This window comes from Nostoc sp. DedQUE09 (assembly GCF_034530915.1).
Classification (GTDB): domain Bacteria; phylum Cyanobacteriota; class Cyanobacteriia; order Cyanobacteriales; family Nostocaceae; genus Nostoc.
This window is the reverse complement of sequence record NZ_JAVRCE010000049.1, coordinates 31,683-57,234: the sequence shown is the minus strand read 5'-3', so window position 1 is coordinate 57,234 and position 25,552 is coordinate 31,683. Positions and strand designations below refer to the sequence as shown.

Sequence of the window (25,552 nt, the reverse complement as noted above, 5' to 3'; positions counted from 1 at the left end):
GGGGAGCAGGGGAGCAGGGGAGCAGGGGAGCAGTAAGTTATTCCCCTCTGCCCCTCTGCCCCTCTGCCCCTCTGCCTCTTGTGCCCTATACCCCATTCCCTCTTATAGCTTGCTTCATCTCGCGGACTGCCCTTTCCATACCTACTAATGCTGCCCGACTGATGATGGTATGACCAATGTTCAGTTCTTCCATGCCTGGAAGCGCAGCCACTGGATAGACGTTCCAGTAGGTGAGTCCATGACCAGCGTTGACTCGTAATCCGGCTTGAATTGCTTGTTCACAACCTTTAGCTAATATGGCTAATTCTCGGTGGCGATTTGTTTCATCTTTAGCCTCAGCATATTGTCCGGTGTGCAATTCAATAAACTGCGCCTGTGTCTTGACAGATGCTTCAATTTGTGCTGGTTCGGCATCGATAAATAAACTAACTGGAATGCTAGCGCTTTGCAATTTATCGACGATTTTACCTATTCTAGCAATTTGGAGGGCAATATCTAGTCCGCCTTCTGTTGTCACTTCTTCGCGCTTTTCGGGGACTAAAGTCACGTAATCTGGTTTGATATCGAGAGCGATCGCGAGCATTTCATCTGTAGCGGCCATTTCTAAATTAAGATGCGATCGCACTGTTTGCCGCAATATCCGCACATCCCGATCTTGGATATGTCGCCGATCTTCACGCAGATGCACCGTAATTCCATCTGCACCTGCTAATTCTGCCAGTACCGCCGCCGCTACTGGGTCTGGTTCCACTGTCCGCCGGGCTTGCCGGATAGTGGCGATGTGGTCAATGTTAACGCCAAGTGTAGGCACCCCAAGTTTCTCCCAAATCCACAGTCTTTAGAACTTGATTTTACCGGAAATAGCGGTAGTTTTGCTTAATAAGCTACAGACAGATTACACACGTAAAATGCGATGCCGACAACGGGCTTTTCGGTGTCGCCCAAAAGAAAACTGAGTTAGCAAAAGCTTATCCTTGGGCAAACTACTTTAAATAAGTAGCTGATTTCACAAGAGTTGATGAAGTATGAATACAGCAGTTGAGCCGATGGACAAGCTTTTGAACTATCAAATTAGCGAACAACTTTATGCAGGCTCTAGAACCTTAGTTTACCGTGCTATTCGAGAGGCGGATCGACTTCCGGTTGTGATTAAACTGCTCCAGGAAGAGTATCCTACCTTCAATGAACTGCTGCTGTTCCGTAATCAGTACACTATTGCTAAAAATCTTGACCTACCCGGTATTGTTCGTCCCTACAGCCTGGAACCTTACCGCAACAGCTATGCTTTGGTGATGGAGGATTTTGGTGGCATTTCCCTCAGAGATTGGCTCAATCAAAAAATGGCGAGCAAATATACTTTGACAGAGTTCTTGGATATTGCGATCGCTCTGAGCAATATTCTTGACGGACTCTATCGCCATCGGGTTATCCATAAAGATATTAAGCCTGCTAACATCCTTATCAACCCGGAAACTAAGCAAGTCAAGTTGATTGACTTTAGTATTGCCTCGCTTTTACCTAGAGAAACCCGCGAAATTCACAGTCCCAACGTCTTAGAAGGTACTCTCGCTTACCTTTCGCCCGAACAAACCGGACGGATGAATCGCGGAATTGACTATCGCAGTGATTACTATTCCCTCGGCGCTACCTTCTATGAATTGCTGGCTGGACATCTACCCTTTGAGTCTAACGATCCGATGGAGTTGGTTCACTGTCATATTGCCAAGCAACCAGAGCAATTAGGAGCCAGGAGGGAAGAAGAAATTCCCGAAGCTCTTTGTCAGATTGTGATGAAGTTGATGGCGAAAAATGCTGAAGACCGCTATCAGAGTGCATTAGGGCTGAAATTTGATTTAGAAAAATGTTTGTCTCAATTACACGAAATTGGCTCAATTAAATCTTTTCAATTAGGTGAACGAGATATTTGCGATCGCTTTATCATTCCAGAAAAACTTTACGGTCGCCAAGCTGAAGTTGAAAGCTTGCTGGATGCCTTTGAGAGAGTCAGCCAAGGAAGCAGCGAAATTATGTTGGTAGCAGGCTTCTCTGGTATTGGCAAAACTGCTGTGGTGAACGAAGTCCACAAGCCAATTGTGCGACAACGGGGTTATTTCATTAAAGGTAAATTTGACCAGTTCCAGCGCAACATTCCTTTCTCTGCCTTTGTGCAAGCTTTTCGAGACTTAATCGGGCAACTGCTGAGTGAAACTGACGCCCAATTCGAGCAATGGAAGCGCAAAATTCTTTCTGCTTTGGGTGAGAACGGACAAGTGATGATTGAGGTGATTCCAGAACTGGAAAGTATGATTGGTAAACAGCCTGCTGCGCCAGAACTCTCTGGTAGTGCGGCACAAAATCGCTTCAATTCGCTGTTTTTGAAATTCACTCAAGTCTTCACTGCATCAGAACATCCATTGGCGATCTTTATTGACGATCTGCAATGGGCAGATTCTGCTTCTTTAAAATTAATGCACTTGTTAATGAGCGAAGCTGACATCCGCTATCTACTGTTAATTGGTGCTTATCGAGATAATGAAGTCAACTCAGTACATCCGCTGATGCTGACTTTGGAAGAGATTCAGAAATTAGATGCCACAGTCAATACAATTACCTTATTACCTCTCGATCGGGTTTCTATCAATCATTTGGTTGCAGATACATTGAGTTGCTCTTTAGCTTTAGCCACACCTTTAACAGAATTAGTATTGAGCAAAACTAAAGGGAATCCTTTCTTCAGCACCCAGTTTCTCAAAGTGCTACATCAAGATCAACTAATTACATTTAATTTTAATGGTAGTTATTGGGAATGTGACATTGCTCAGGTGCGATCGCTCGCTCTTACCGATGATGTAGTAGAGTTCATGGCAATTCAACTTCAGAAGTTGTCAATAGAAACTCAAGAAGTTTTGAAGTTAGCAGCTTGTGTAGGAAACCAATTTGATTTAGAGACATTAGCGATCGTCCATGAAAAATCTCAGTTGGAAACAGCCACAAATTTTTGGAAAGCTGTACAAGATGGGTTGATTATTCCCACAAATGAGGTTTATAAGTTCTACCATGATAAGTCTGAATTTATAATTCAGAATTCCGAATTTCAGCAATATAATTCTCCTGAATCTTGCTCTTACAGATTTCTTCATGACCGTGTTCAACAAGCGGCCTATTCTCTTATCCCTGAATCTCAACGAAAAGCTACTCATTTCAAGATTGGGCAATTACTGTTAAACAATACATCACCTGAAGCGCTTGAAACCAGTATTTTTGACATTGTTAATCAGCTAAATGAGGGAATTGACATAATTGATGAACAATCCCAAAGAGATGAACTTGCTCAACTAAATCTAATTGCTGGTAAAAAAGCAAAAGCTTCTACTGCTTATAGAGCAGCCCTAAAATATTTCACTTTAGGCAGAGGATTGTTAATAGAGGAAAGCTGGATAAATAATTATAAAATTACCTTTGAGTTACATCGAGAATCCGCCGAATGTGAATATCTTACTGGCAGCTTTGACCAAGCTGAAAAAATATTTGATATAGCGTTAGCTCAAAGCCAAGATAGGTTTGAACAAGTAGATATTTATAGGATTCAGATGTATCTGAAAATGACTCAGGGTGAAAATATAGCAGCTAGTATTGAAGCTGGGGTAAAAGGTTTGAGCATTATGGGGATGCATCTGCCAGTCACTTCTGAAGAACAGCAAGCAGCGATCGAAACTGAACTTCAAGAATTAAAAGCTAAACTGCAAACGGTTCGTATATCAGATTTATTCGATCTGCCTGAGATGACAGATCGAGATCAAAAGGTTTGTATGGGTATTTTAGCTGATCTTTGGGCAGCAGCTTATATGGGAGGAGATCAATACCTTAGTTGCTTGGCTCCTCCATTAATGATCGGTTTATCGTTGAAATATGGCAATGCAGAAAGCTCTGGTTTTGCTTACTGTTTATATGGGATGAGCCTGGCAAATCAAGGCAATTATCAAACGGCTTATGAGTTCGGTACATTAGCACTAAAGCTTGATCGTCACTTCAATAGTAGCCAATTTATTTTTAAGACTAATAATATCTTTGCACATACCACAAATCCCTACAATCAGCATTTAAAAACGAATTTGTCACTTTCTCAAGAATCATTCCAAATATGTCAAGAAAATGGAAATTTGGTGTTTGGTGTTTGGGCGGTTTCATTTTTGATTTGGGCAATGTTAATTAAGGGCGATCGCCTCTCAGATGTTTACGCGGAAACTGAAAAATATCTGAGTTATGTCCAACAGGTTAATGATGTCAATATGCTGTATGCATTTACTTTACAGAGGCAGTTCTTATTGAATTTGCAAGATATATCTAAAAACACCGATTTATTAGATGATCGCAATAACGAAGATATTCCTTATATCGAAGTGTGGAGACAGAAGAATAACTTTGAACATGGAATTAATTGGTACTGCTTTCTCAAAATCCAGTTATCATACCTTTATGGTCGCTACGCAGATGCTGTGCAAGCAGCAGCAGAAGCTGAAAAAACGCTTGCTTGTAACTCTGGTTTCTTCCCAATTATTCAGTATCATTTCTATTATCCACTCAGCTTGATAGCTCTCTATCCCAATGTGACATTAGAGAAGAAAAAGCAGTATTGGGACATTATTCAAGAGCATCAACAAATTCAGAAAAATTGGGCGAATAGTTGTCCAGACAACTTTCTACATCGATATCTCTTGTTATCTGCCGAAATAGCAAGAATTTCTGGCAAGTATATGGATGCAATCGAATCATACGATCGCGCCATTGCTAAAGCTAAAGAAAATGAATACGTAAACGAAGAAGCTCTCGCCAACGAACTTGCAGCCAAGTTCTATTTAGAATGGGGCAAAGAACGCATTGCTCAAGAGTATTTGATTAATGCTTACTATTGCTACACTCGCTGGGATGCTAAAGCCAAAGTCGATGACTTAGAACAGCGTTATCCACAACTGCTTGCCCCGATTTTACAACAGAAGCGTTCACTACTCACACCCAATGAGACGTTCGCAAATATTGACAGTATTGCTACCTTCCACCCAAGTATTCATAAATCAGTAACCTCTAGCAGCAACACATCAGTAATGCTAGATTTGGCAACAGTTTTAAAAGCCTCTCAGACTCTCTCCAGTGAAATTGAACTTGATAAATTACTTACGAAGCTGCTGCAAGTGGTGATTGAAAATGCTGGGGCAGATAAGTGTGCGTTACTACTACTTAAAGAAGGTAGATTGGTAGTTGAGGCGACTACTCAAGTTGGGCAGCAATCAACGGTGTTACAGTCCATTTTTGTGGAAGATAGTGCAGACGTTCCTCATAGCCTAATTTACGCCGTCAAACGCAGCCTGGAACCTACTGTTATCTTTGATATAGCATTGCATCCGGCGCTAATAGCCGATCCCTATATTATTCGTCAGCAACCCAAAAGCTTGCTGTGTACACCAATTTTTTATCAAGGGAAACTCTTAGGGATTTTATATTTAGAAAACAATCTGATGGCTGGAGCGTTTACTAGCGATCGCGTCGAAATTCTCAATCTATTATGCACTCAAGCTGCAATCTCCCTAGAAAATGCCCGACTTTATCAGCAAGCACAAAATACTCTAGAAAACCTGGGACAGACTGAACAATTTTTGCGGTTAATTATCGAAAATATTCCCCAGTCTGTTTTCTGGAAAGACTGCAATAGTGTTTATTTAGGCTGTAACCATAACTTTACGCAAACTTGGGGTTTAGGAGTGCCAGAAAATGTTATTGGTAAAACAGATTACGACCTTCCCTGGACTAGTGAGCAATCAGATTTTTTTGTAGCGCGCGATCGCCGCATCATTGAGTCTGGGGAAGCGGAACTCAACATTATCGAAACTGTGCAGCAAGCAGATGGAAAACAAAAGTGGTCTAATACAAATAAAATTCCTCTAAAAGATAGAGAAGGAAACGTTTTTGGCATCCTTAGCACATCTGAAGACATCACCGAACGCCAGCAAGCACAACAATTGCTACAACAGCAAAAACAACAATTAGAAGAAGCATTGCAAGAACTCCAAACGATGCAATTGCAATTAGTTCAAGGTGAAAAAATGTCTGCCCTTGGTAATTTGGTAGCAGGTGTTGCCCATGAAATAAACAATCCTGTGGGCTTTATTGCTGGTAATATTGAACCAGCCAAAGATTATGTTAAAGATTTGTTTGGACTAATTAATCTTTATCAACAAAAGTTTCCCAATCCCGATTTAGATATTCAAGACGAAATTGATGCCATCGACTTGAATTATTTACGCGAAGATTTGCCTAAGTTGCTGGACTCGATGAAATTGGGTGTTCACCGTATCCGCAGTATCAGTAACAGTTTGCGAACCTTCTCCAGAGCAGACAAGGATTATAAAGTTCCTTTTGATATTCACGAAGGCATTGACAGCACTATTCTGATTCTCAGACACCGTTTAAAAGCTAATGAAAACCGTCCAGGAATTGAGGTAGTAAAGAATTATGGCAAGCTACCACTAGTGGAATGCTTTGCTGGACAACTTAATCAGGTGTTTATGAACTTGTTAGCAAATGCCATTGATGCACTTGAACAATATAATACAGAACGGAGTTTGGAAGCGATTCTTGCTAACCCCAATTGCATCACCATTCAAACTTGTGTAGGAGACTCAGGTCAGAATATTTTGATTAAGATTGCTGATAATGGCGTGGGGATGTCACCAGAGATCAAACAAAAAGTATTTGACCATTTGTTCACCACCAAACCTGTCGGAAAAGGTACTGGATTAGGATTAGCGATCGCTCGTCAAATTGTGGTAGAAGCACATGGTGGTTCACTCTCTTGCACTTCCGAACTTGGAAAAGGTACAGAGTTTGTCATTGAAATCTCTACTCAACAACAATAATTAGTGCTGAGTGCTAAGTGCTAAGTGCTGAGTAATTTCTACTTTACTCGGCACTTTTCCTTTTTGCTTTTTAAATTTTAGGTTGGAGGAAAGCGACGATGATGCTTAAATTGCGGAAACTCTGGTTGAAAATAAATCCTCGATGGAGTACCAAAATAAACAAAAAATACTACTCATTTAAATGGCGATCGCGAAACTTAGTATTATTATCAATTGTGGTGATTTTATCTATTAGCATTAGCGCCACAGCTATCACTAGTTACAAAATTGTTAAGGGATTGCTGCTCGATAGTCTTAAGGAGCAAGCACTGCTAAAAACACTGCAAGGTGAGGATGATATTGATAACTGGTTAGCCATTCGTAAGACAGAAATTAAGACTTTGGCAAATTCTGCTGTGGTGCGATCGCTAGATTGGTCTGTGATGGAACCTTACTTGCAATCTGAGGTGAAGCGGCTGCAAACGTTTTTGCTCATGGCATTAAGCATACCAGATGGTACATTAATCAATACTCACCAAGATCATCTCAATGTTAAAGACCGAGAATTTTTTCAGCGGAGTATGGCGGGTGAAACAGTAGCAGCCGATCCAATTATTGGACGCACAACTAAACAGTTACAGATTCAAATTAGTACTCCGATTCCTGCCGAAACAGGCATAAAGCCAGCAGGTGTATTAATGGGAGGAATTCCAATTAATCGGGTAGTTGAAGTTATTAGCAATTTACATCAAGGTAAGGGTAGCTATGCCTTTGCCCTGAATTCTCAAGGAGTTCCCATTGCTCATCGCAATACAGAACTAATTGGTACACCCGAAAAAGCTGCCAAGAGTTTCCTCAACTCACGCAATCCCAGATTAGTTGAAATTACTCAAAAAATGGTAGCTAAACGCACAAATATTGAATTGGTTCAACTAAATGGTAAATGGAGCTATGTTGCTTACGCTCCTCTGAGAGAGGCAAATTGGTCAGTAGCGTTAATAGTGCCACAAGAAAATATTGAATCGCCATTACAGGCGTTGAACCTGTTGGCTACAGTTTTGGGAGGATTGCTATTGGTTGGGTTGATTAGTGCATGGCGACAAGTGCAACTATATGAACAGATTCGCGATCGCGCCTTGATTTCTAGCCAGCAGGCGCAACAACTCAGCAAAACCCTGAAAGAATTGCAAAATACCCAAGCTCAACTTATCCACACCGAAAAAATGTCTAGCTTGGGACAACTAGTGGCTGGAGTGGCACACGAAATCAATAATCCTGCCAATTTTATCCATGCCAATCTCAACCATGCAAGCGTTTACAGCCAAGACATCCTCGATTTGCTCAAGCTTTATCAACAAACCTACCCAAATCCTACGCCAGAAATTAGCGATCGCGTCCAAGACCTTGATATTGAGTTTCTAGCAGAAGATTTACCTAAATTAATGGCATCAATGCAAGTGGGAACCAAACGCATTCGTCAGATTGTATTGTCGCTGCGTAATTTTTCACGGCTTGATGAAGCAGAAATGAAATTTGTAGATATTAATGAAGGATTAGACAACACTCTGATGATTCTGAATCATCGCCTGACAGCCACACCTAATCAACCAGAAATTCAGATCGTTAAAAAGTACGGTGATTTACCCTTAGTAGAATGCTATGCAGGGCAACTAAATCAGGTGTTTATGAATGTTCTAGTGAATGCAATTGATGCTGTAGAAGAGTCATTGTTAGTAAACAATGAAGGACAAATTGACATTCAGACTGAACTCACTGATGAAAAACAAGTGATTATTCAGATTTCCGATAATGGTATTGGGATGTCAGAAGAAGTGAAACAACGAGTATTTGACTATATGTTTACTACTAAACCTGTGGGTAAAGGAATCGGATTAGGAATGGCGATCGCTTATCAAATTGTCGTAGATAAACATCGAGGAACTATTAAAGTTGATTCAATCCCAGGATATGGAGCAGAGTTTACCATCCGTATTCCTTTAACAAGTAAAAAGTAAAAATTACTGATAATATCTAAGAGCGCCATCCATTTGTTCACGACTGTAATAGGCAGCTTGGAGATTTTTCACTGAGTTTTAAATCAAAGCTTCTAAAGCCGGAATATCCTTGCCAGAAGCTTTACGAATAATGAGTTGCATTGGGATTATATGTATTTTCCATTACATTGATTTTTTTAGATAATATCTACACTCATGCTCAGGGGCGATATACTTTAAGAAAGCTGATTTGTAAATTCTATCGGCTACATAAATTACTACATCAACTCTCTGAGGTGATATGCTTTTAAAACTGCAACAGATTATTGTTAAAGCTGGGCAACAAATGTTGCTTAAAGATATTAGTTGGCAGCAGTTAGAAAATATTTTAGAAGAAATGGGAGAAAGTCCTGCTGCACGTATTTCTTATAGTCATGGTTGGTTAGAAATTATGGTTCCCCTACCAGAACACGAAAAAGATAAAGAACTGATTGGTGATTTAGTCAAAATTTTGTTAGAAATACTCCAAATTGATTTTGAGCCTTTTGGTTCCACAACACTTAAAAATGAGCGAATGCTGCAAGCAGTAGAACCAGATACCAGTTTTTATATTCAAAATCAAGCTGCTGTAATTGGGAAAAATCGCATTGATTTAAATATAGACCCACCACCAGATTTAGCAATCGAAATTGATATTACTTCTCGGACTCGATTTGAGAATTATGAAATTTTGGGAGTTTCTGAACTTTGGCGATATACACAGCAAGGTTTAGAAATTTATTTGCTAAAAGAAGGTAAGTATATAAAATCTGAATCTAGTCCTAATTTTCCTGATATCCCAATTGTTGAATTAGTCAATGAATATGTTCAGCAGTGTTTAACAATTGGCAGAAGTCAAGCTATGCGTAATTTTCGAGATTGGGTCAAAAATAATTTATAGTTGATGATTTATGAGATAATTAATACTAATTTGAAAAATGATTACAATGAATAAATTAATATAACTACTGCGATCGCATAGCTTCTAGCTTCCAATATTCTGCACTTTCTATGAATTAGGAAGCCTACACCGACCTGATGATACAGTGTAGGTGCTTCAAATAATGTCAGGTTAACTAAAACAAGTCCAAATCTGTTACAGCACCAATACTGCTAGAAGATACCAATTTGGCATATTTCGCCAACACGCCTTTAGTGTAACGCGGAGCCGGAGGTTGCCAGTTGGCACGACGACGGGCCAGTTCTTCTTCAGATATATTCAACTGCAATAAACGAGCGGGTGCATCAATAGTAATACTATCGCCTTCTTCTACAAGCGCGATCGCCCCACCAACTGCCGCTTCTGGAGCAACGTGACCAACCACCATGCCGTAAGTACCGCCAGAAAAACGTCCGTCGGTAATTAATCCCACCGCATCACCCAAACCAGCTCCGATAATTGCCGAAGTGGGAGCCAACATTTCTCGCATTCCAGGGCCACCTTTAGGCCCTTCATAGCGGATTATGAGAATATCACCAGCTTGAATCTTACCAGCCAAAATTGCATCTAAAGAGGCTTCTTCTGATTCAAATACTCGTGCAGGCCCGGTAATTACTGGTTTTTTCACCCCAGTAATTTTGGCAACAGCCCCTTCCGTTGCCAAATTACCTCTGAGGATAGCTAAATGTCCTTGAGGATACATCGGGTTATTCCAAGTCCGAATCACATCTTGATTGGCAGATGGTTCTTCTGGGATATCTGCTAATATCTCTGCAATGGTTTGACCGCTGATGGTGAGGCTATCACCGTGTAATAAATCATGCACAAGTAGCATTTTCATTACTTGCGGAATGCCACCAGCTTTGTGCAAATCTGTAGCGACATATTTACCACTTGGTTTCAAATCACACAAAACGGGAACGCGGGCGCGGATAGTTTCAAAGTCGTCTATGGTTAACTCTACATCAGCGGCGCGAGCGATCGCTAAAAAGTGCAGCACTGCATTGGTGGAACCACCCACGGCCATAATCACAGAGATGGCATTCTCTATAGATTTGCGGGTGATAATTTGACGAGGCAAGATTTGTTTACGAATGGCTTCGACTAACACAAATGCTGATTTTTCCGTGCTGTCGGCTTTTTCGGCATCTTCCGCCGCCATTGTCGAGGAATAGGGCAAACTCATCCCCAGCGCTTCAAATGCTGAAGACATGGTGTTAGCTGTGAACATTCCCCCACAGGAACCAGCACCCGGACAAGCCCGACCTTCAACTTCTAATAATTCTTTTTCGTCTATTTTTCCAGCACTGTATTGACCAACAGCTTCAAAAGAACTGACAACAGTTAAATCGCGTCCGTTGTAATGACCGGGTTTAATTGTGCCACCGTAAACAAAGATAGCCGGGATATTCATCCGGGCCATTGCAATCATTGCTCCTGGCATATTTTTATCACAACCGCCAATCGCCAGCACACCATCCATACTTTGTCCAGTACAGGCGGTTTCAATGGAATCAGCAATCACTTCCCGCGACACTAAGGAATATTTCATCCCTTCAGTTCCCATCGAAATCCCATCGCTAATGGTAATGGTGCCGAACACTTGCGGCATCGCCCCGGCAGTTTTAATACCAACTTCTGCCCTTTGTGCCAGTTGATTGATTCCCATATTACAGGGAGTGATCGTACTATAGCCATTGGCAATACCGACAATGGCTTTGTTGAAATCTTCATCTTTAAAACCAACTGCACGCAGCATAGCTCGATTAGGCGATCGCTGCACTCCTTGCGTCACTACTTGGCTTCTCAAATTCTCCGACATCTTTTTTCCTTCTGTGCCATCATCGCAACTGTTGCGATTGTATTACCTGATGATTTTCTCATGCCTGGGCGGTGCGATCGAATATGAGTAATTCTCTATGTTTCACCGTGTCTTTTGGTCAGCCCTAATTAGAATAAATCTTCATCTAAACGTTTGTGTAAAATAGGGATGATTTTTGTATGTTAGACATCTAGAGTGCCGGAAATAAATACTAGTATAGAATTGCGTAAAAAAACATACCATTTCAAATAGCGCAAGAGCTTGGAATATAATTCTTTTGACTTTTGACTTCTGCTTTGCGGTACTACGGATAGCGATATGGATTTAAATATGAAAAAAAGTCATTGCCCCAAGCTGAGGCTCTGACTTTCCAACGTTTATAGCTTAGTATATTGATATTGATTCCGGTGCAAAGTTGAAGACACTCTAACTTTGCACTAGAGTTATTCTTCAAAATTATATCTGCCTTGAAAATAGTGACTAGGGACTGAGGACTGGGAAAAAGATATTTTCATTCTCTAGTGCCTTCTGCCTTCTCCCAAGGGGAGACGCCAAAAGCGATCTGCCTGCTGCCTTATTTTCAAGGCAGGAATATTAAATTAAAGAATGAGGTCAGTTGACACTACTTGTGGTGATCCTATAAGCCGAATTTGAAACTCAGCCGACCGATCCCCATCAATGCTACCTTCGAGAATACCTCCTGAATAACGGATTTGGCCGGGTGCGGAGAATTGGGCACTCCCAATGAAAGTGAAAGCTTGGTTGCCCCCAATAGTGGAGTTGGCATCGATAGTAAATAGATCAATTCGATCGCCTGCCAAGGTACCATTTCCACGAAAGTCAGCGATTATGTCGCGTGACGAAAGTGGACTATCAGAAATTGAGTTGTACTTGAAAATATCATTACCCGATCCTCCAGTGAGAGTATCCTTTCCACTACCGCCGGTCAGGACATCATTTCCATCACCGCCGATAAGATTATCACTCCCAGTACCGCCAGTGAGGATATCGTTGCCAGTACCCCCATTCAGCCTATCGTTGCCACCACCACCGTTAAGAGTATCGTTACCTGCATTACCAAAGAGGCTATCATTGCCATTACCAGCGTTAAGTAAACTGTTGCCACTACCACCTATAAGGGTACCGTTGCCACCACTAACATTAACGTTATCGGTCTGACCATTATTGCTACTACTGCTACTGCTACTAGAGCTGGCTCTAACACTGCCGCTACCGGAAGAAATTGATATTGAAGTTGCCATTGATGAGTTTCTCCTAAACTTAGAGGCGGAAAAAATTACGTCTTTACTTCCCCATTATAAAACGGCATTGCTGATTAAGAGTATGAATTTGATTTCCTTCAAATGCATAAAGTAAACAATTTCAAACATGGAATTTGGGGATTTTATACTTTCATTCAGTAATGTTGACAAAACTAGGTCAAAAGATCAAGAGTCCGAATATATTCTTGAATAAAGCTGATTGGAACAGGTCTTTAGTATTAAGTTTGAATATTTGAGAATATTTGAGAATATTTAAGAAGTACTAGATGTATTTTATGAGGTTTACATCAATATCTTACAAAAAATCATCTGATGTCCTTGTACCTTATGTTTTCAGTTGTTGCAGTTGGGAAATACTAAGGAATAAGTAGATTTTTTATCTACGTAATTATATAGGCTTTAGAATCTTATTACTGTATTTATAATAACAATACATAGTAGCATCATCCAGCCGACTTTTTTATAAATAGAAAAATGAGTAATTAACTTTTTTATTCTCTGGTCAAAATAAAATCGTAACCCTTTATAGAGATAGAGTTAGTTTTGCATATTGATGTTTGTTTAGCGGTTTCTGTAGTTATATATAACAAATAATTGCCAATAAGTTAAAAGCTTTGTTAGACGAATGACACAAAGAAAAGCCTAAAAATTTATGTAACTTGAATTCGTTCCCAGTCTTAAGACGGGAAATGTATTTCGAGAGGGCTGCTGTCTCTGGTAAAGTCACTGGAGGCAGAGCCTCCCCAGATTGGGACTGTATTTTAACTTAGTGCCATTCTCTTGTTAGACCAGTGCGTAGGCGTAGCCCGCACTTCGACTTGGCTCAGCGACCATCGTAGACATCGCTGCCTTCCTAGCGTTACATTTTGCTATTGTGGCATCATCACAACTGTTGCGATTGCATTAACAGATTTTCTCATGCATACGCGGCACGATCAAACCTTGGCAAGCATTGGTAATTTTCTATTTTTAGATGTGCTTCTGTTAGGTGCAGTTGATATAAGCAACTTTGTTAGTATTTAGATGTTTGACAGGTTAAAGCTTAGTGAATTTTCTCACAGTTGGAGTATGTTTGGGTTTGCACCTAAATTATTCTTCAATATTAGACTTCTTGTATAAATCATAAATAAGAACCCCACTCCTAAGCGCTTGCTCTTAGAAGTAGGGTGTTGAGCGCTTTTGCAAGAGGTTTATTAGATTAGAGGATAATGTCGTTTGCCACTAGTGATGGTGCTCCTGTCAGTCCAATCTCAAACTCAGCTGACAGATCCCCATCTGTGTTAGCTTGAAGAATACCTGCTGAATAACGAACCTGACGGGCTGCTGAGAATGCGGTAGAACCTATAAAAAGGAAGGCTTGGTTGCCCGCTACACTGGAGTTAGCATCAATGTTAGATAGATTGATTTGATCGCCTGTAAAGATACCGTTTCCAGCGAAGTCAGCGATAACATCTCGTGACAAACCAGTAGGGCTATCTGAAACTGAATTGAAATCGAAAATATCGTTGCCAGCACCGCCAGTAAGAGAATCAGTCCCAGCACCGCCAGTGAGGATATCGCCGCCAGCACCCCCATTTAGGGTATCGTTGCCAGCATTACCGTTCAGGATATCACTGCCAGCATTACCGTTCAGGATATCACTGCCAGCATTACCGTTAAGGGTATCGCTGCCAGCATTACCGTTAAGGATATCGCTGCCAGCACCCCCATCTAGACTATCGTCGCCGGCATTGCCGTTAAGGATATCGCTGCCAGCACCCCCATTTAAGATATCGTCGCCGACGTTCCCGTTAAGGATATCGCTGCCAGCACCCCCATTTAGGGCAGGGCGAAAGATTAGTGGGGAACCGTTGATGGTATTGTTGTCATTAAAATTGGTACCGTTGATAATTGCCATTAGTAAGGTTCTCCTGAACTTAGTGGGTAAAAAATAACCTCGTCACTTTCCTATCAGAAAACGGTGTTGCTGATTAAGAGTATGAATTTGGTTTCCCCCAAAGGTGTAAAGGAAACAGTTTTAAATATTGAATTTTGAAATTTCACGCTTTCATTCAGCAACACCAAGAAAACAACGCAAAGAAATAACGAGTGCAAAGAGATAACTCAACCGCACCTGATTGGAACAGGTCTTTGCTGTTAAGTTTGAAGATTTAGCAAGCACTAGATGTATTGATGATCTGGCATCAAAATTATGCCAAGAGTAATCTGATGTCCTTATATCTTTACTAGTTGTAGTAGTAGGCTGCTATGAAACAAGCAAATTTCCTCCTACAGAAGCGCATAGTTTTTATAACGTTCTGATTTTATTCAGAATCACAAGACTATACTATTACTTTCAACCCTAGTTTTTTCTATCTATAAGAAAGAGTGATTAGTGTTATTTTATTCCTCTCACTAAAACAAAATCTGAAACCTTTGTTCAGATAGGGTTGGTTTTGCTTTTTGAGATTTATTTGGTGATTTATTTAGTTATGTATAAGAAATTAATTGCCAATAACTTAAAAACCTTGTTAACCAGTGCGTAGGCGTAGCCCGCACTTCGACTTGGCTCAGTGACCATCGTAGACATCGCTACATCCCTTGCGTTACAATCTGCCTTCTCAAATTCTCTGATATCTTTTTCATTAGGTGGCATCATCGGAACTGTTGCAATTGTATTACCTGATTTTCTGATCTATAGGCGTCGCAATTTAATAACTATAAACTATCAGACAGACAAGCTCAACTTATCTCTAATTAGTGACTATTCAATTATTAAAATTCTGCATTCTGGCTTATTTTAAAGGCAGATAATATTAAATTAAAGGATAATGTCGCTTTCCACTAGTTGTGACGCTCCTGCAAGCCTAATTTCAAACTCAGCCGACAGATCCCCATCATTGCTACCTTGGAGAATACCTCCTGAATAACGGATTTGACTAATTGGAGAGAAGGCGCGACTCCCAATGAAAGTGAAAGATCGTATTGTTGCTATCACCGATGTTAATCGTATTGCTTCCCTTTTCACCAGTAATTGTATCGTCACCAGATCCGGCATTAACCGTGTCCTTCCCCACGGCGGCTTGAATCCTATCGTTGCCAGCTCCGTTTTATAAATCAAAAAAGTGGCATTCATTTATAAGCACTGAATACCACTTTGTATTTATCAAAACTCCTGATGACGGAGATATTTTAACGAGGTAGAGGTATTTCCATAACGGCCACTGCTCCAGCGATCGCACTGGCGCAAAGGGAAGTAATTGCTGTCCCAAATATCCACCACGCAGCATTTGCAACGGTTTTCTTGGTTTCTTCGGCTTGCTTTTTAGCTTGCTCTTGAATCGCTTTCAAGCGTTTTTGAGTTTCTTTCTGGATGCGTTCGGCTCGTTGCAATACGCCATCCCGCGCCGCTTCGATTTGGTTAATAATGCGGTTAGCGTCCGCCTCGGAAATATCTTCACGAGAACTCAATACAGCAACTAAGGTGTCACGATCGAATTGACTGAGGCGATCGCGCAATGCTTCAAATCCAGCTTGGGGATCGTCGAACACTTTCGTGAAGTCTTGCTTAATCCCTTCATAGTCGAGTTCGGAACGATTCAGGGAGTTGAGATAGTTGCGAACTTTGGCAAAAACTCCATCTAGCACTGATTGCACTCTCTGCTGAATCTGTTGGAATTGTTCAACAATCGAGCTGCGAACAGAATCAATTTGATCGACAATTCGGTTAGCTTCCTCTTCTGAGATATCCTCACGTTGGGATAATAGCGCCACAATTGTCGAACGGTCAAATTTCGCGGCGCGATCGCTTAAATTGCCAATTCCAGCACGGGGAGAAGACAGCAACAATTGTAAATCGCGTTTGATTCCTTCAGGGTTGAGTTCTTCTTTGTTGGTATTACGCAGATATTCTTCGAGATTGGCTTCAAAATCTAAAGCTTGTTGAGTGGTACGCTTCGCTAAACGTCGTGGCGCTCTCAGGATATCACCAATGGCATCTTGAGCGCGATCAATAATCTGATTAACCTGCTCTTGGCTCAAGTCGCCGCGTTGACTCACGAGTTTAACCAAAGTTTCTCGATCGACATTAGACAAGCGATCGCGCAGTGCTAAGGCTCCAGCTTGAGGATCGTCGAGTAATTTTTCCAAATCGGCTCTGATACCTTCTGGATTAAGTTCTTCCAAGTTGGTATTGCGGAGATATTCGGCGATCGCTTTTGTAGTTTTTTCGTACTGTTCTTTCGCCTGTTGTGGTACTTGCAAAATACTATCTCGGACTGCTTCGAGCTGATCGAGAGTTTGGTTTATCTGTTCTTCGCTCAAATCTTGACGCTGACTGAGCAATTGTACTAGTGTATCGCGGTCAAATTGCGACAAGCGCGATCGTAATAGGCTGATTCCGGCTTGGGGATCGTCTAGTAAAATTCTAAACTCACGTTTGATAGCTTCAGGATTAAGTTCGTCTTTGTTAGTATTTTGCAGATATTCTTCAACTCTTTGGCGCAGTTCATCGGCTTTCGCTTTTGCTTGCTCTTGCAATTCTCTAGTACGATTCAAGAAATTATCGCGGTTGCGTTCGAGTTGACTAACAATATTATTAGCTTCCTCTTCGCTGATATCTTGACGCTGTTGAAGCAGTTGTACATAAGTATCGCGGTCAAATTGCCCGAAGCGGCTACTTAAATCTTCAAACCCAGTTTCTGGATCTTCCACCAATCTTGAAAAATCTCGTTCAATACCTTCAGGATTGAGTTCTTCTTTACCCGTTGAACGCAGATAATCTTCGATGCGGCTGCGGAAATCTTGCCCTTGTTCTCGTGCTTGGGCCTGTTTGACAGTTTCTAGAACTTCCAGGCGATCGCTTTCCATTTGTTCGGAAATCTCTTTCACCCTGGCTTCACTAAGATCGTCTCGCTGCTTCAGCAAATTAGTGAAAAATTCTTGATTGATTTCTTCCAACTCTCGTCTTACAGTTGTCGGATCTGCATTCACGTCATAGATGACTTCTTTAAATTCATCTACTAACGTAATTCGGTTAAAGTGCCAAGGAAACGAATGTAATATGTAGTCTTCTACATCTGTCTTAATCGTGTTTTCCTGTGATATTGGCAATTTAGCAGATACTTGCTCAGTTGCTTCCTCTCTAAACTTTTGAAGTTGTTCTGTGATTTGCTCGACATCGACATCTTGAACTTTTTCTTTCAACTTTTGCAACTGAGTTGTAATTTTGTTCACATCGATATTAGAAAGGTTTACCCGTTCCATAACTACTGGTGCAGCGGCACTCAAGCCATACCTAATAGCTTGCTTGATTACACCATTGCCATTACCGCCTCCGATTGTAACCAGTTCTTGAAGCCGTTCACCCAATTGCTCAGAATTAAGTTCTTCAGGAGTAGCAGACTTGAGTAAATTAATTACTTGCTCTGTGGGATTTTTGCGATTTAAAGCTTGTTGCCATGCACCTTCAAATTGGTCAGCAATGTTATTGATATCTTCTTTAGATAAATTGCCACTGCTGCTGATTAAATCAACAAATGTTTGGCGGTTAATGTTTTGCAATAGGTCGCTGTTAGCAACAGATTGTAAATCTGTATCTTTAAGCAACTGGTCAAATTGACTCCGAATTTCTTTAATATCCAGCCTTGGGAATTGTAGAGAACCTAAAGAACTTTGAAGCGTATTTCTAATCCCTTCCGAATCAAAACCTGAAGTTAATTCTCGCCGGACTGCGGCTGTAATATCTTCAGCAGTAGAAACTAACTGTTTTTTCGCAGTATTAGCACCGATACCAGCAGTTGCCGTGCCCATCAGAGCTTGAAAACCAGAAGTCACAGTATTAGATATAGAACCAATTAAAGAACCTACTGCTGATGAACCCAACCAAATTACTAGTGAAAAATAGGTAGACCAAATGACTACACCAATAATTGATCCTAAAAATGCGCTTTCGATTAAGCTAAGTTTTACTGCTAAAAAACAAGCAATAAATAACGCGATGCTAACGGTTATTAATGCCCAAGCACCAATCTTAGCTTGACCTTTACGAATTGTCTTACCCAAACCTTCAGACTCATCATCAGAATCTGAGCCAATTTCCCAAGATGAAATTCCGACAGCAACTGAAAAGTTTGTCAATAATAATTGAAAGGCAAATGCCATCAAAACCCCAGCTAGCAGTGCTACCAACAACTTAGGCCCAGAAAAAACAACTGACGCTTCTTCTGGAGTTAGTACTTCTTGGGCTAAAGTTATTGGTTCTAATCCAAAAAGTAGCCGATTCCATCCCAAAATAGTTAAAACACCTTGAAACATAGGATTTCCTCACTTCTATTCAATTAAATATCCATTTATAAAATGGTCTATTTATCAGATTAATTATTATTTATGTAAGCTGGCACTTTCTCAGGTAATAGGTTGAGTTACCAAAAGTCGTATTTAAAAAAGTAAAATAAAGTAAATATTCTTCTCAATTTTTACTGAAATAAAGTAATGTATTGTTTATGATTTATTTAAGGTTTTTTTAAAGAAAATTAGGTTATTTTAGTCAAAACTTTCCTTAAAAGTAAATCTGCTAAAAATGTATCTACCGATATAGCTAGTTTCGACCAGGTGAGTTACAGTAGCCAACGTTAAAAACTAATATTTATCTAGTATCAATTTTTATTAGGATATTTGAAAAAGTTGAATAATTTTTATATAAACTTTAGAAAATAAAATATATTTTCTAGTTGAGATTTAGTTATTAACTTTAGATAAAACCACCTATGTCTAATGATAGAGGTAAAAATTCTTCCAAGCGATTGATGAAAACTAAATAAAAAAATGTATTAATAAAGCTTATTAGGAGCTATGAATTAGTGAATAATTGATTTGGCTGAGGAGAAAGAATAATGGTAGTAGGTCTACATAAACGTGCTGTAGGTGTATTTTCTCATCGTCGAGATGTTGAACATGCTCTACATGAATTAAAAAAAGTCGGCTTTGACATGAATAGAGTTTCTGTCATTACCCAAGATGGAGATAGAGATGATATCGCTGGTGCAGATGTGAGCGATCGCGTAGGCGATCAATCTGACGAAGGTGCTAAAGTTGGAGCAGCTACAGGCGGTGCTTTGGGCGGATTGGCTGGCTTATTAGTCGGTCTTGGCACTTTAGCAATTCCTGGAATCGGGCCAATTATGTTGGCTGGAGCCGCAGCAACTACCCTAGCTACAACTCTCGCTGGCGCTGGTATTGGTGCAGTAGCTGGTAGTTTGCTTGGTGCATTAATTGGTTTAGGAATTCCTGAAGAACGAGCCAAAGTTTACGACGAACGTGTTAAACGAGGACATTATTTAGTCATTCTCGATGGTACAGAGGCAGAAATACTTAGAGCAGAAGCAATTTTAAATCATCAGGGTGTGGAAGAGTTTGGCATTTACGACCACCCAGATGCGACAAATGCAACCACTGGTTATGTGACTCCAACTTCTACTGCTGGTCATAGTGGTGTTGCAAAACGCGCGATCGGGGTATATTCTCATCGTCGAGATGCTGAAGTAGCAATTACAGATTTACGAGATGCAGGTTTTTCCTTGAATCAAGTCTCCATTATTGCCAAAGATGCGAACGGTCATGGGATCGGTGGTGTAGATGTAGACAAAAATGTTGGTAGTGGTAATAAAGCAGATGATGGTGCAAAAACTGGAGCCGCGACAGGTGGTGTTTTAGGCGGCTTGACTGGCTTACTAGTTGGGCTGGGGAGTTTAGCAATTCCAGGAATTGGGCCCGTGATTGCCGGTGGCGCAGTTGCAACAGCTTTGGCGACGACATTAGCTGGTGGTGCGATCGGTGCAGCAGCTGGTAGTATCGTTGGCGCACTCGTTGGCTTAGGAATTCCCGAAGACAAGGCACGAGTATATAGCGATCGCTTCCAAAGAGGCGACTACTTAGTAATTATTGATGGCACGGAAGCTGAAATCCGCCAAGCTGAAGCGATTCTCAAACATCGAGGTATTGAAGAATTTGCAATCTATGATGCCACTGAAATCAGTGAACATCGCCCAGGTTCCGACCGGGTAACGCATCATGACGCAGCAGTAGTCGATCCCATTCGCCCCAATTACTCAACAGAGCCTCATAGAAACGATCCTGCTGTAGTTATTGTTGATCGTCGTGATGAAGTACTTTAACCTAAAGTAATTTTCACTCACATCAATTAGACAAAATTGCAGGAGCAATAATTTGAAAACTTTGCTCCTGACTAAAAAACCTTGCTCTTCACTTTTGCCGAAAGTATCAACAAATTTCACTTTCTGATTCAGATTTAAACCAATGAAAAAACTAACCCCCTTCGTAATTAGTTGCCTTTTAGTTTTTGGTGTTGCTGCTTGTGATAACGCTTCTAAAACAAGTGAATCTGCACCCAATAATCCTAATGAGGCTCCCCAAGCACCGAGTGCAAAAACTACAGAAGCTTCCCAAAAAGACGCACAAAGTGAAGTTCGTAGAAGACAACTCAATGAGGATATTCGCGCCCGCGAACAGCGTAATAATGTCACTGGTGGGGATACAAAAAGAGATCCAAGTGACTTAGCAAGTCAAGTTCGCTCCAAGTTAGAGGCTAATATCCCCAAAGGTCAGCTAACAGTTAATGCCGCCGACGGTGGTGTTGTAACTGTCGCCGGAACTGTCACTAATCAGCAAGAGTTAGGTAAAATTGAAAGATTAGCTAAGGAAATTAAAGGTGTTAACAGTGTAGTTGTAAAAGCAACTGTTTCCACAGTAACTAACTAAAGCAGTTAACAACATCAAGTGAGTAGGTAGGCGTAAAGAGATGTAAAGACATTTAAATGCTCCTGCTCGGTCTTAGTGGTCAGTAATAAGTTTAACTGACCACTAATAATTGACAACTGACAACCTTAATAACTATATTTATTGATGCTCAGTTCAGTTATACAAAGTCTTGTAGTTACCAAACATAAAAACTATGGAAACCGAACAACAGCAACGTGAATCCATCAATGCTTCCTTATCACAAGGTACGCTAGCACTTGAAGGTACTGATACTGCAAACTTGCCAAAGTTACCGCCAGCACCTGAACCTGAATCTCAATGGCAGCAAATTAGCAGGCAAATTTCTCAATTTTTAGAGCAACTGCCGCAATACTTAAGTGACTTTTTTCGGGACTATAAGCAGCCTTTAATAACCGTTGCTTTAATTTTGGCAGCGATTGTTACAGTTAGAATAGTACTAACGGTACTAGCTGCAATCAATGATATTCCCCTACTCTCACCACTTTTTGAGTTAGTTGGAATTAGTTACACCAGTTGGTTTGTTTTCCGTTATTTACTGAAGGCTTCAACTCGCCAAGAATTAGCCGATGAAATTCAATCACTGAAAAACCAATTCGTGGGTGAGTAAATTTACTAAGCATTAAACTAGGATTTACACGGGCAAATAGAATTCACAGCTACACATACTCACGTCTGTCTCTACGGGCTGGGGACAGCCTTGTATAGTTGCAGATTCTAATTGCCCTTTTAATTTTAAGTTGACTTTAATAAAATCCTTATTTTACCAACAAATGTAAAATAACGGTATTTAATCGAATTTTATTTTAGTCTTTTGGATACATCAAAAGATAGAGAACATAACATTATTTTAATTTTAAGTCACTTCTCAAGATAGTAGGCCAGCGATAAAAAACAGCCTAATCTAGTTTTTGTAAGTTATTTAATACATTCTTTAACGAGGACATAAATTATGGCTAATGAAGCAGTTAAGAGAGATACAGATTCATCCGATAGAGCGGAAGTCGATACATACGATCGCGGCATTATCCCTGCTGAAACCGCCGCTAGAATGGAAAGAGAAGGAGATCGTTACAAAACCCGCCCCACAGAAGAACGGGAAGCAGATGCACCTACCGATGATCAAACCGATTCAGGAAGTGTCCGCACCACTGATGGCTATACCGTGGACAAAGAAGGTTTGTTAAATAACTATGCAGTTGAACCAGAAATGTACTACGAAGAACCCGGTGATGCGCGCCAGCAAGCGGCAGAAGATACGGAAGAACGTATTGAAGAACTTGGAGAAATTAATCAGGACGAGGAAGGCAAGTTGACAGATAAGGGTGATAGGCGCGGTAGAGGCCCAGGAGTAGTTTAATTAACAACTTCCTCTTGCTGGGTGCAATTACACGTAAAAAGGCTAAATAGGTGGTTTCTAGAGACGCAATTATTGCGTCTCTAATTTTATGGGCGAATAAAGCCCAACCTGACATATCAGAATTTTTTAGCTTTTGATACATTGGGCTTGTAATAACTTGTGGTAGCCCATGTTAGAAGAAAAGCCCTTAGTTATCACTAAAGAAGATGATTTATTCCCGCTATTCCCACGTTTACCAATTCTCACAAGTCTTGAAGCAGGTTGGCACGGTGCTTCATTTGGATATATGTGTCAACCTGCTTATGAATTTCCTGAAGTTTGCACTCCCTTGTGGCACTCTCTTGTCATTTTCACTCATGGAGCGCGGGTAATTCACGCTGAACGGAAAATGGATGGACGCAAGCGCCATGACGCTGTAGTTGGAGGGGATATTATGATTACTCCCGTTAACGTCGGGCATCAGGCGACTTGGGATGCTGAAGGGGACTTTATTTTACTTGCTATTGAACCACAGATTTTTGCTTGTGCAGTTGACGAAACAACAGATGCTAAACAGATTCAGCTTTTGCCGCACTTTGCCACACCCGATCCCCTAATTTATCAAATAGGGCTAGCACTAAAAGGCATTTTGGAAAGTGATCCTCTAGGGAGCCGTCTTTACGCAGAGACGATGGTAAATGCCTTATCAGTACATCTGATGCAACACTATTGCACGCGCAAACCGATATTAAAAACATATAAAAATGGTTTACCACGTCGTCAATTACAGCAAGTTATAGACTACATTCACGAACATCTTGACCAAAATTTAGGTTTAGCAGAGTTGGCGGCGTTACTACCAATGAGTTCCCATTATTTTTCCCAGCTTTTCAAACAATCTACGGGGATGACTCCTCATAAATATATAATTTACTGTCGCGTGAAACGTGCCCAGGAACTATTACTGAAGGGGAAAATGACAATAGCTGAAATTGCAAATTCAGTTGGTTTTACTAGCCAAAGCCATCTAAATTTTCACTGTAAGCGACTAACGGGTGTAACTCCTAAAGCTATTCAACAAAGATAGGATAAATCTGCAAAAAATCGGACGATTTTGCAAGACTCTAGCCCGTAAATTCTCTAAAATTTTCAAAAACAGTATCTTGTTCCGAAATATTAGAGATTAGGGAAACTTTTTACTTATGGGCAGAATTGAAACCAAGACTGAGCCAATGGTGATTAACTTTGGCCCCCATCATCCTTCTATGCATGGGTGCTTTCGGATTGTTGTCACCTTGGATGGCGAAGATGTGATGGACTGTGAACCTGTCATCGGCTACCTGCACCGAGGTATGGAAAAAATTGCTGAAAACCGTACCAATATTATGTATGTACCTTACGTGAGCCGATGGGATTACTATGGCGGGATGTTTAATGAAGCTGTGACGGTGAATGCTGTCGAGAAACTGGCAAATGTTTCTATCCCCAAACGTGCTAGCTATATTCGGGTAATCATGCTGGAGTTAGCCAGAATTGTCAACCATTTGCTGTGGTTGGGGCCTTTTGTGGGAGACACTGGCGCACAAACTCCCATATTTTACACTTTGCGCGATCGCGAAATGATTCTCGATTTATTTGAAGCTGCTACAGGCTACCGAATGGTCAACAATAATTATTTTCGCATCGGCGGTGTTGCTGTTGACCTTCCTTACGGCTGGGTGGATAAATGCGAAGAATTTTGTAACTACTTTGCACCAAAGATTGATGAGTATGAAAGACTAATTACCAATAATCCCATTTTTCGCCGACGAGTTGAGGGTGTAGGTGTTTTAAGTCGCGAAGATGCGATTAATTGGGGAATTTCTGGCCCGATGCTACGCGCTTCTGGGGTAAAGTGGGATTTACGAAAGGTTGACCACTACGAATGCTACGACGATTTTAACTGGGAAATACAATGGAATACAGCAGGAGATTGTTTTGCCAGGTATATCGTCAGAATTGGAGAAATGCGTGAGTCAGTCAAGATTATTCAACAAGCACTGAAGGGATTACCTGGTGGTGCATACGAAAATTTAGAAGCTCAACGTATGGTAGCAGGTTATAAATCTGAGTGGAACGGGTTTGATTACCAATTCATTGCCAAAAAAGTTGCACCCACATTTAAAATTCCTCAAGGTGAAAATTATGTCCGTGTAGAGTCAGGAAGAGGAGAATTAGGAGTCTATATTATTGGAGACGATCGCATTTTTCCTTGGCGTTGGAAAATTCGTCCAGCCGATTTCAATAATTTACAAGTTTTACCTCAGTTAATCAAAGGTCAAAAAGTAGCAGATATTTTCGTCATCTTGGGAAGTATTGATGTTGTGATGGGATCGGTAGATCGGTGAGTGGGGAGTGGGGAGTGGGGAGCAGGGGAGCAGGGGAGCAGGGGAGACAAGGGGAGAAGTAGTAAGTCTTTCCTCTCTGCCCC

At 40.8% G+C, this 25,552-nt stretch carries 15 protein-coding genes and 1 pseudogene; 9 read left to right on the top strand and 7 right to left on the bottom strand.

Translation table 11 applies throughout. From position 1 onward, the window contains the following. Nucleotides 1-85 precede the first annotated feature (85 nt). Nucleotides 86-811 (bottom strand): pyridoxine 5'-phosphate synthase, encoded by a 726-nt coding sequence (locus RMY27_RS25360; protein ID WP_322667637.1) that lies wholly within the window; start codon nucleotides 809-811, stop codon nucleotides 86-88. Nucleotides 812-1,025: 214 nt separating this feature from the next. On the opposite strand from RMY27_RS25360, the gene RMY27_RS25355 reads away from it, so the two are divergent. The 3 genes from RMY27_RS25355 (at nucleotide 1,026) to RMY27_RS25345 (ending at nucleotide 9,824) form a co-directional block, all read left to right on the top strand. Beyond that, nucleotides 1,026-6,911: an AAA family ATPase gene (locus RMY27_RS25355; RefSeq protein ID WP_322667636.1), complete on the top strand. Its 5,886-nt coding sequence runs from the start codon at nucleotides 1,026-1,028 to the stop codon at nucleotides 6,909-6,911. Nucleotides 6,912-7,009: 98 nt separating this feature from the next. Then, on the top strand, nucleotides 7,010-8,905 hold the full coding sequence (locus RMY27_RS25350; protein ID WP_322667635.1) for a sensor histidine kinase: 1,896 nt from the start codon (nucleotides 7,010-7,012) through the stop codon (nucleotides 8,903-8,905). 280 nt (nucleotides 8,906-9,185) lie between these two features. Continuing rightward, the gene (locus RMY27_RS25345) at nucleotides 9,186-9,824 is read left to right on the top strand and encodes a Uma2 family endonuclease (protein WP_322667634.1); all 639 of its coding nucleotides are present in this window, start codon (nucleotides 9,186-9,188) and stop codon (nucleotides 9,822-9,824) included. Nucleotides 9,825-9,999: 175 nt separating this feature from the next. Here the strand turns inward: RMY27_RS25345 and ilvD are convergent, their stop codons facing one another. From ilvD to RMY27_RS25320, 6 genes and pseudogenes are all read right to left on the bottom strand, one after another. After that, a complete protein-coding gene (ilvD, locus tag RMY27_RS25340) occupies nucleotides 10,000-11,685 on the bottom strand; it encodes a dihydroxy-acid dehydratase (protein ID WP_322667633.1) in 1,686 nt (561 codons plus the stop codon). A gap of 599 nt (nucleotides 11,686-12,284) precedes the next feature. Beyond that, nucleotides 12,285-12,947 carry a calcium-binding protein gene (locus RMY27_RS25335; RefSeq protein WP_322667632.1) on the bottom strand — a complete coding sequence of 221 codons (663 nt, stop codon included), beginning with the start codon at nucleotides 12,945-12,947 and terminating at the stop codon, nucleotides 12,285-12,287. Between the two features lie 1,219 nt (nucleotides 12,948-14,166). Then, complete coding sequence (locus RMY27_RS25330; RefSeq protein ID WP_322667631.1) at nucleotides 14,167-14,865, bottom strand: hypothetical protein; 699 nt, start codon at nucleotides 14,863-14,865, stop codon at nucleotides 14,167-14,169. A 903-nt stretch (nucleotides 14,866-15,768) separates the two neighbouring features. After that, nucleotides 15,769-15,945 carry a hypothetical protein gene (locus RMY27_RS25325; protein ID WP_322667630.1) on the bottom strand — a complete coding sequence of 59 codons (177 nt, stop codon included), beginning with the start codon at nucleotides 15,943-15,945 and terminating at the stop codon, nucleotides 15,769-15,771. Continuing rightward, nucleotides 15,887-16,042: pseudogene (locus RMY27_RS35610) on the bottom strand (hypothetical protein); the annotation flags it as partial. The gene RMY27_RS25325 and the pseudogene RMY27_RS35610, both read right to left, overlap by 59 nt. Before the next feature lie 97 nt (nucleotides 16,043-16,139). Further along, nucleotides 16,140-19,262 (bottom strand): MFS transporter, encoded by a 3,123-nt coding sequence (locus RMY27_RS25320; RefSeq protein ID WP_322667629.1) that lies wholly within the window; start codon nucleotides 19,260-19,262, stop codon nucleotides 16,140-16,142. A 578-nt stretch (nucleotides 19,263-19,840) separates the two neighbouring features. Between RMY27_RS25320 and RMY27_RS25315 the strand changes: the two genes are divergently transcribed. The 6 genes from RMY27_RS25315 (at nucleotide 19,841) to RMY27_RS25290 (ending at nucleotide 25,469) form a co-directional block, all read left to right on the top strand. Next, a complete protein-coding gene (locus RMY27_RS25315) occupies nucleotides 19,841-21,121 on the top strand; it encodes a histidine kinase (RefSeq protein ID WP_322667628.1) in 1,281 nt (426 codons plus the stop codon). 142 nt (nucleotides 21,122-21,263) lie between these two features. Beyond that, on the top strand, nucleotides 21,264-21,725 hold the full coding sequence (locus tag RMY27_RS25310) for a BON domain-containing protein (protein WP_322667627.1): 462 nt from the start codon (nucleotides 21,264-21,266) through the stop codon (nucleotides 21,723-21,725). A 193-nt stretch (nucleotides 21,726-21,918) separates the two neighbouring features. Continuing rightward, nucleotides 21,919-22,353 (top strand): CAAD domain-containing protein, encoded by a 435-nt coding sequence (locus RMY27_RS25305; protein WP_322667626.1) that lies wholly within the window; start codon nucleotides 21,919-21,921, stop codon nucleotides 22,351-22,353. Between the two features lie 342 nt (nucleotides 22,354-22,695). Next, on the top strand, nucleotides 22,696-23,103 hold the full coding sequence (locus RMY27_RS25300) for a hypothetical protein (RefSeq protein WP_322667625.1): 408 nt from the start codon (nucleotides 22,696-22,698) through the stop codon (nucleotides 23,101-23,103). Between the two features lie 169 nt (nucleotides 23,104-23,272). Beyond that, the gene (locus RMY27_RS25295; protein WP_322667624.1) at nucleotides 23,273-24,169 is read left to right on the top strand and encodes an AraC family transcriptional regulator; all 897 of its coding nucleotides are present in this window, start codon (nucleotides 23,273-23,275) and stop codon (nucleotides 24,167-24,169) included. A 115-nt stretch (nucleotides 24,170-24,284) separates the two neighbouring features. Further along, nucleotides 24,285-25,469 carry an NAD(P)H-quinone oxidoreductase subunit H gene (locus RMY27_RS25290; protein ID WP_322667623.1) on the top strand — a complete coding sequence of 395 codons (1,185 nt, stop codon included), beginning with the start codon at nucleotides 24,285-24,287 and terminating at the stop codon, nucleotides 25,467-25,469. Nucleotides 25,470-25,552: the final 83 nt, after the last annotated feature.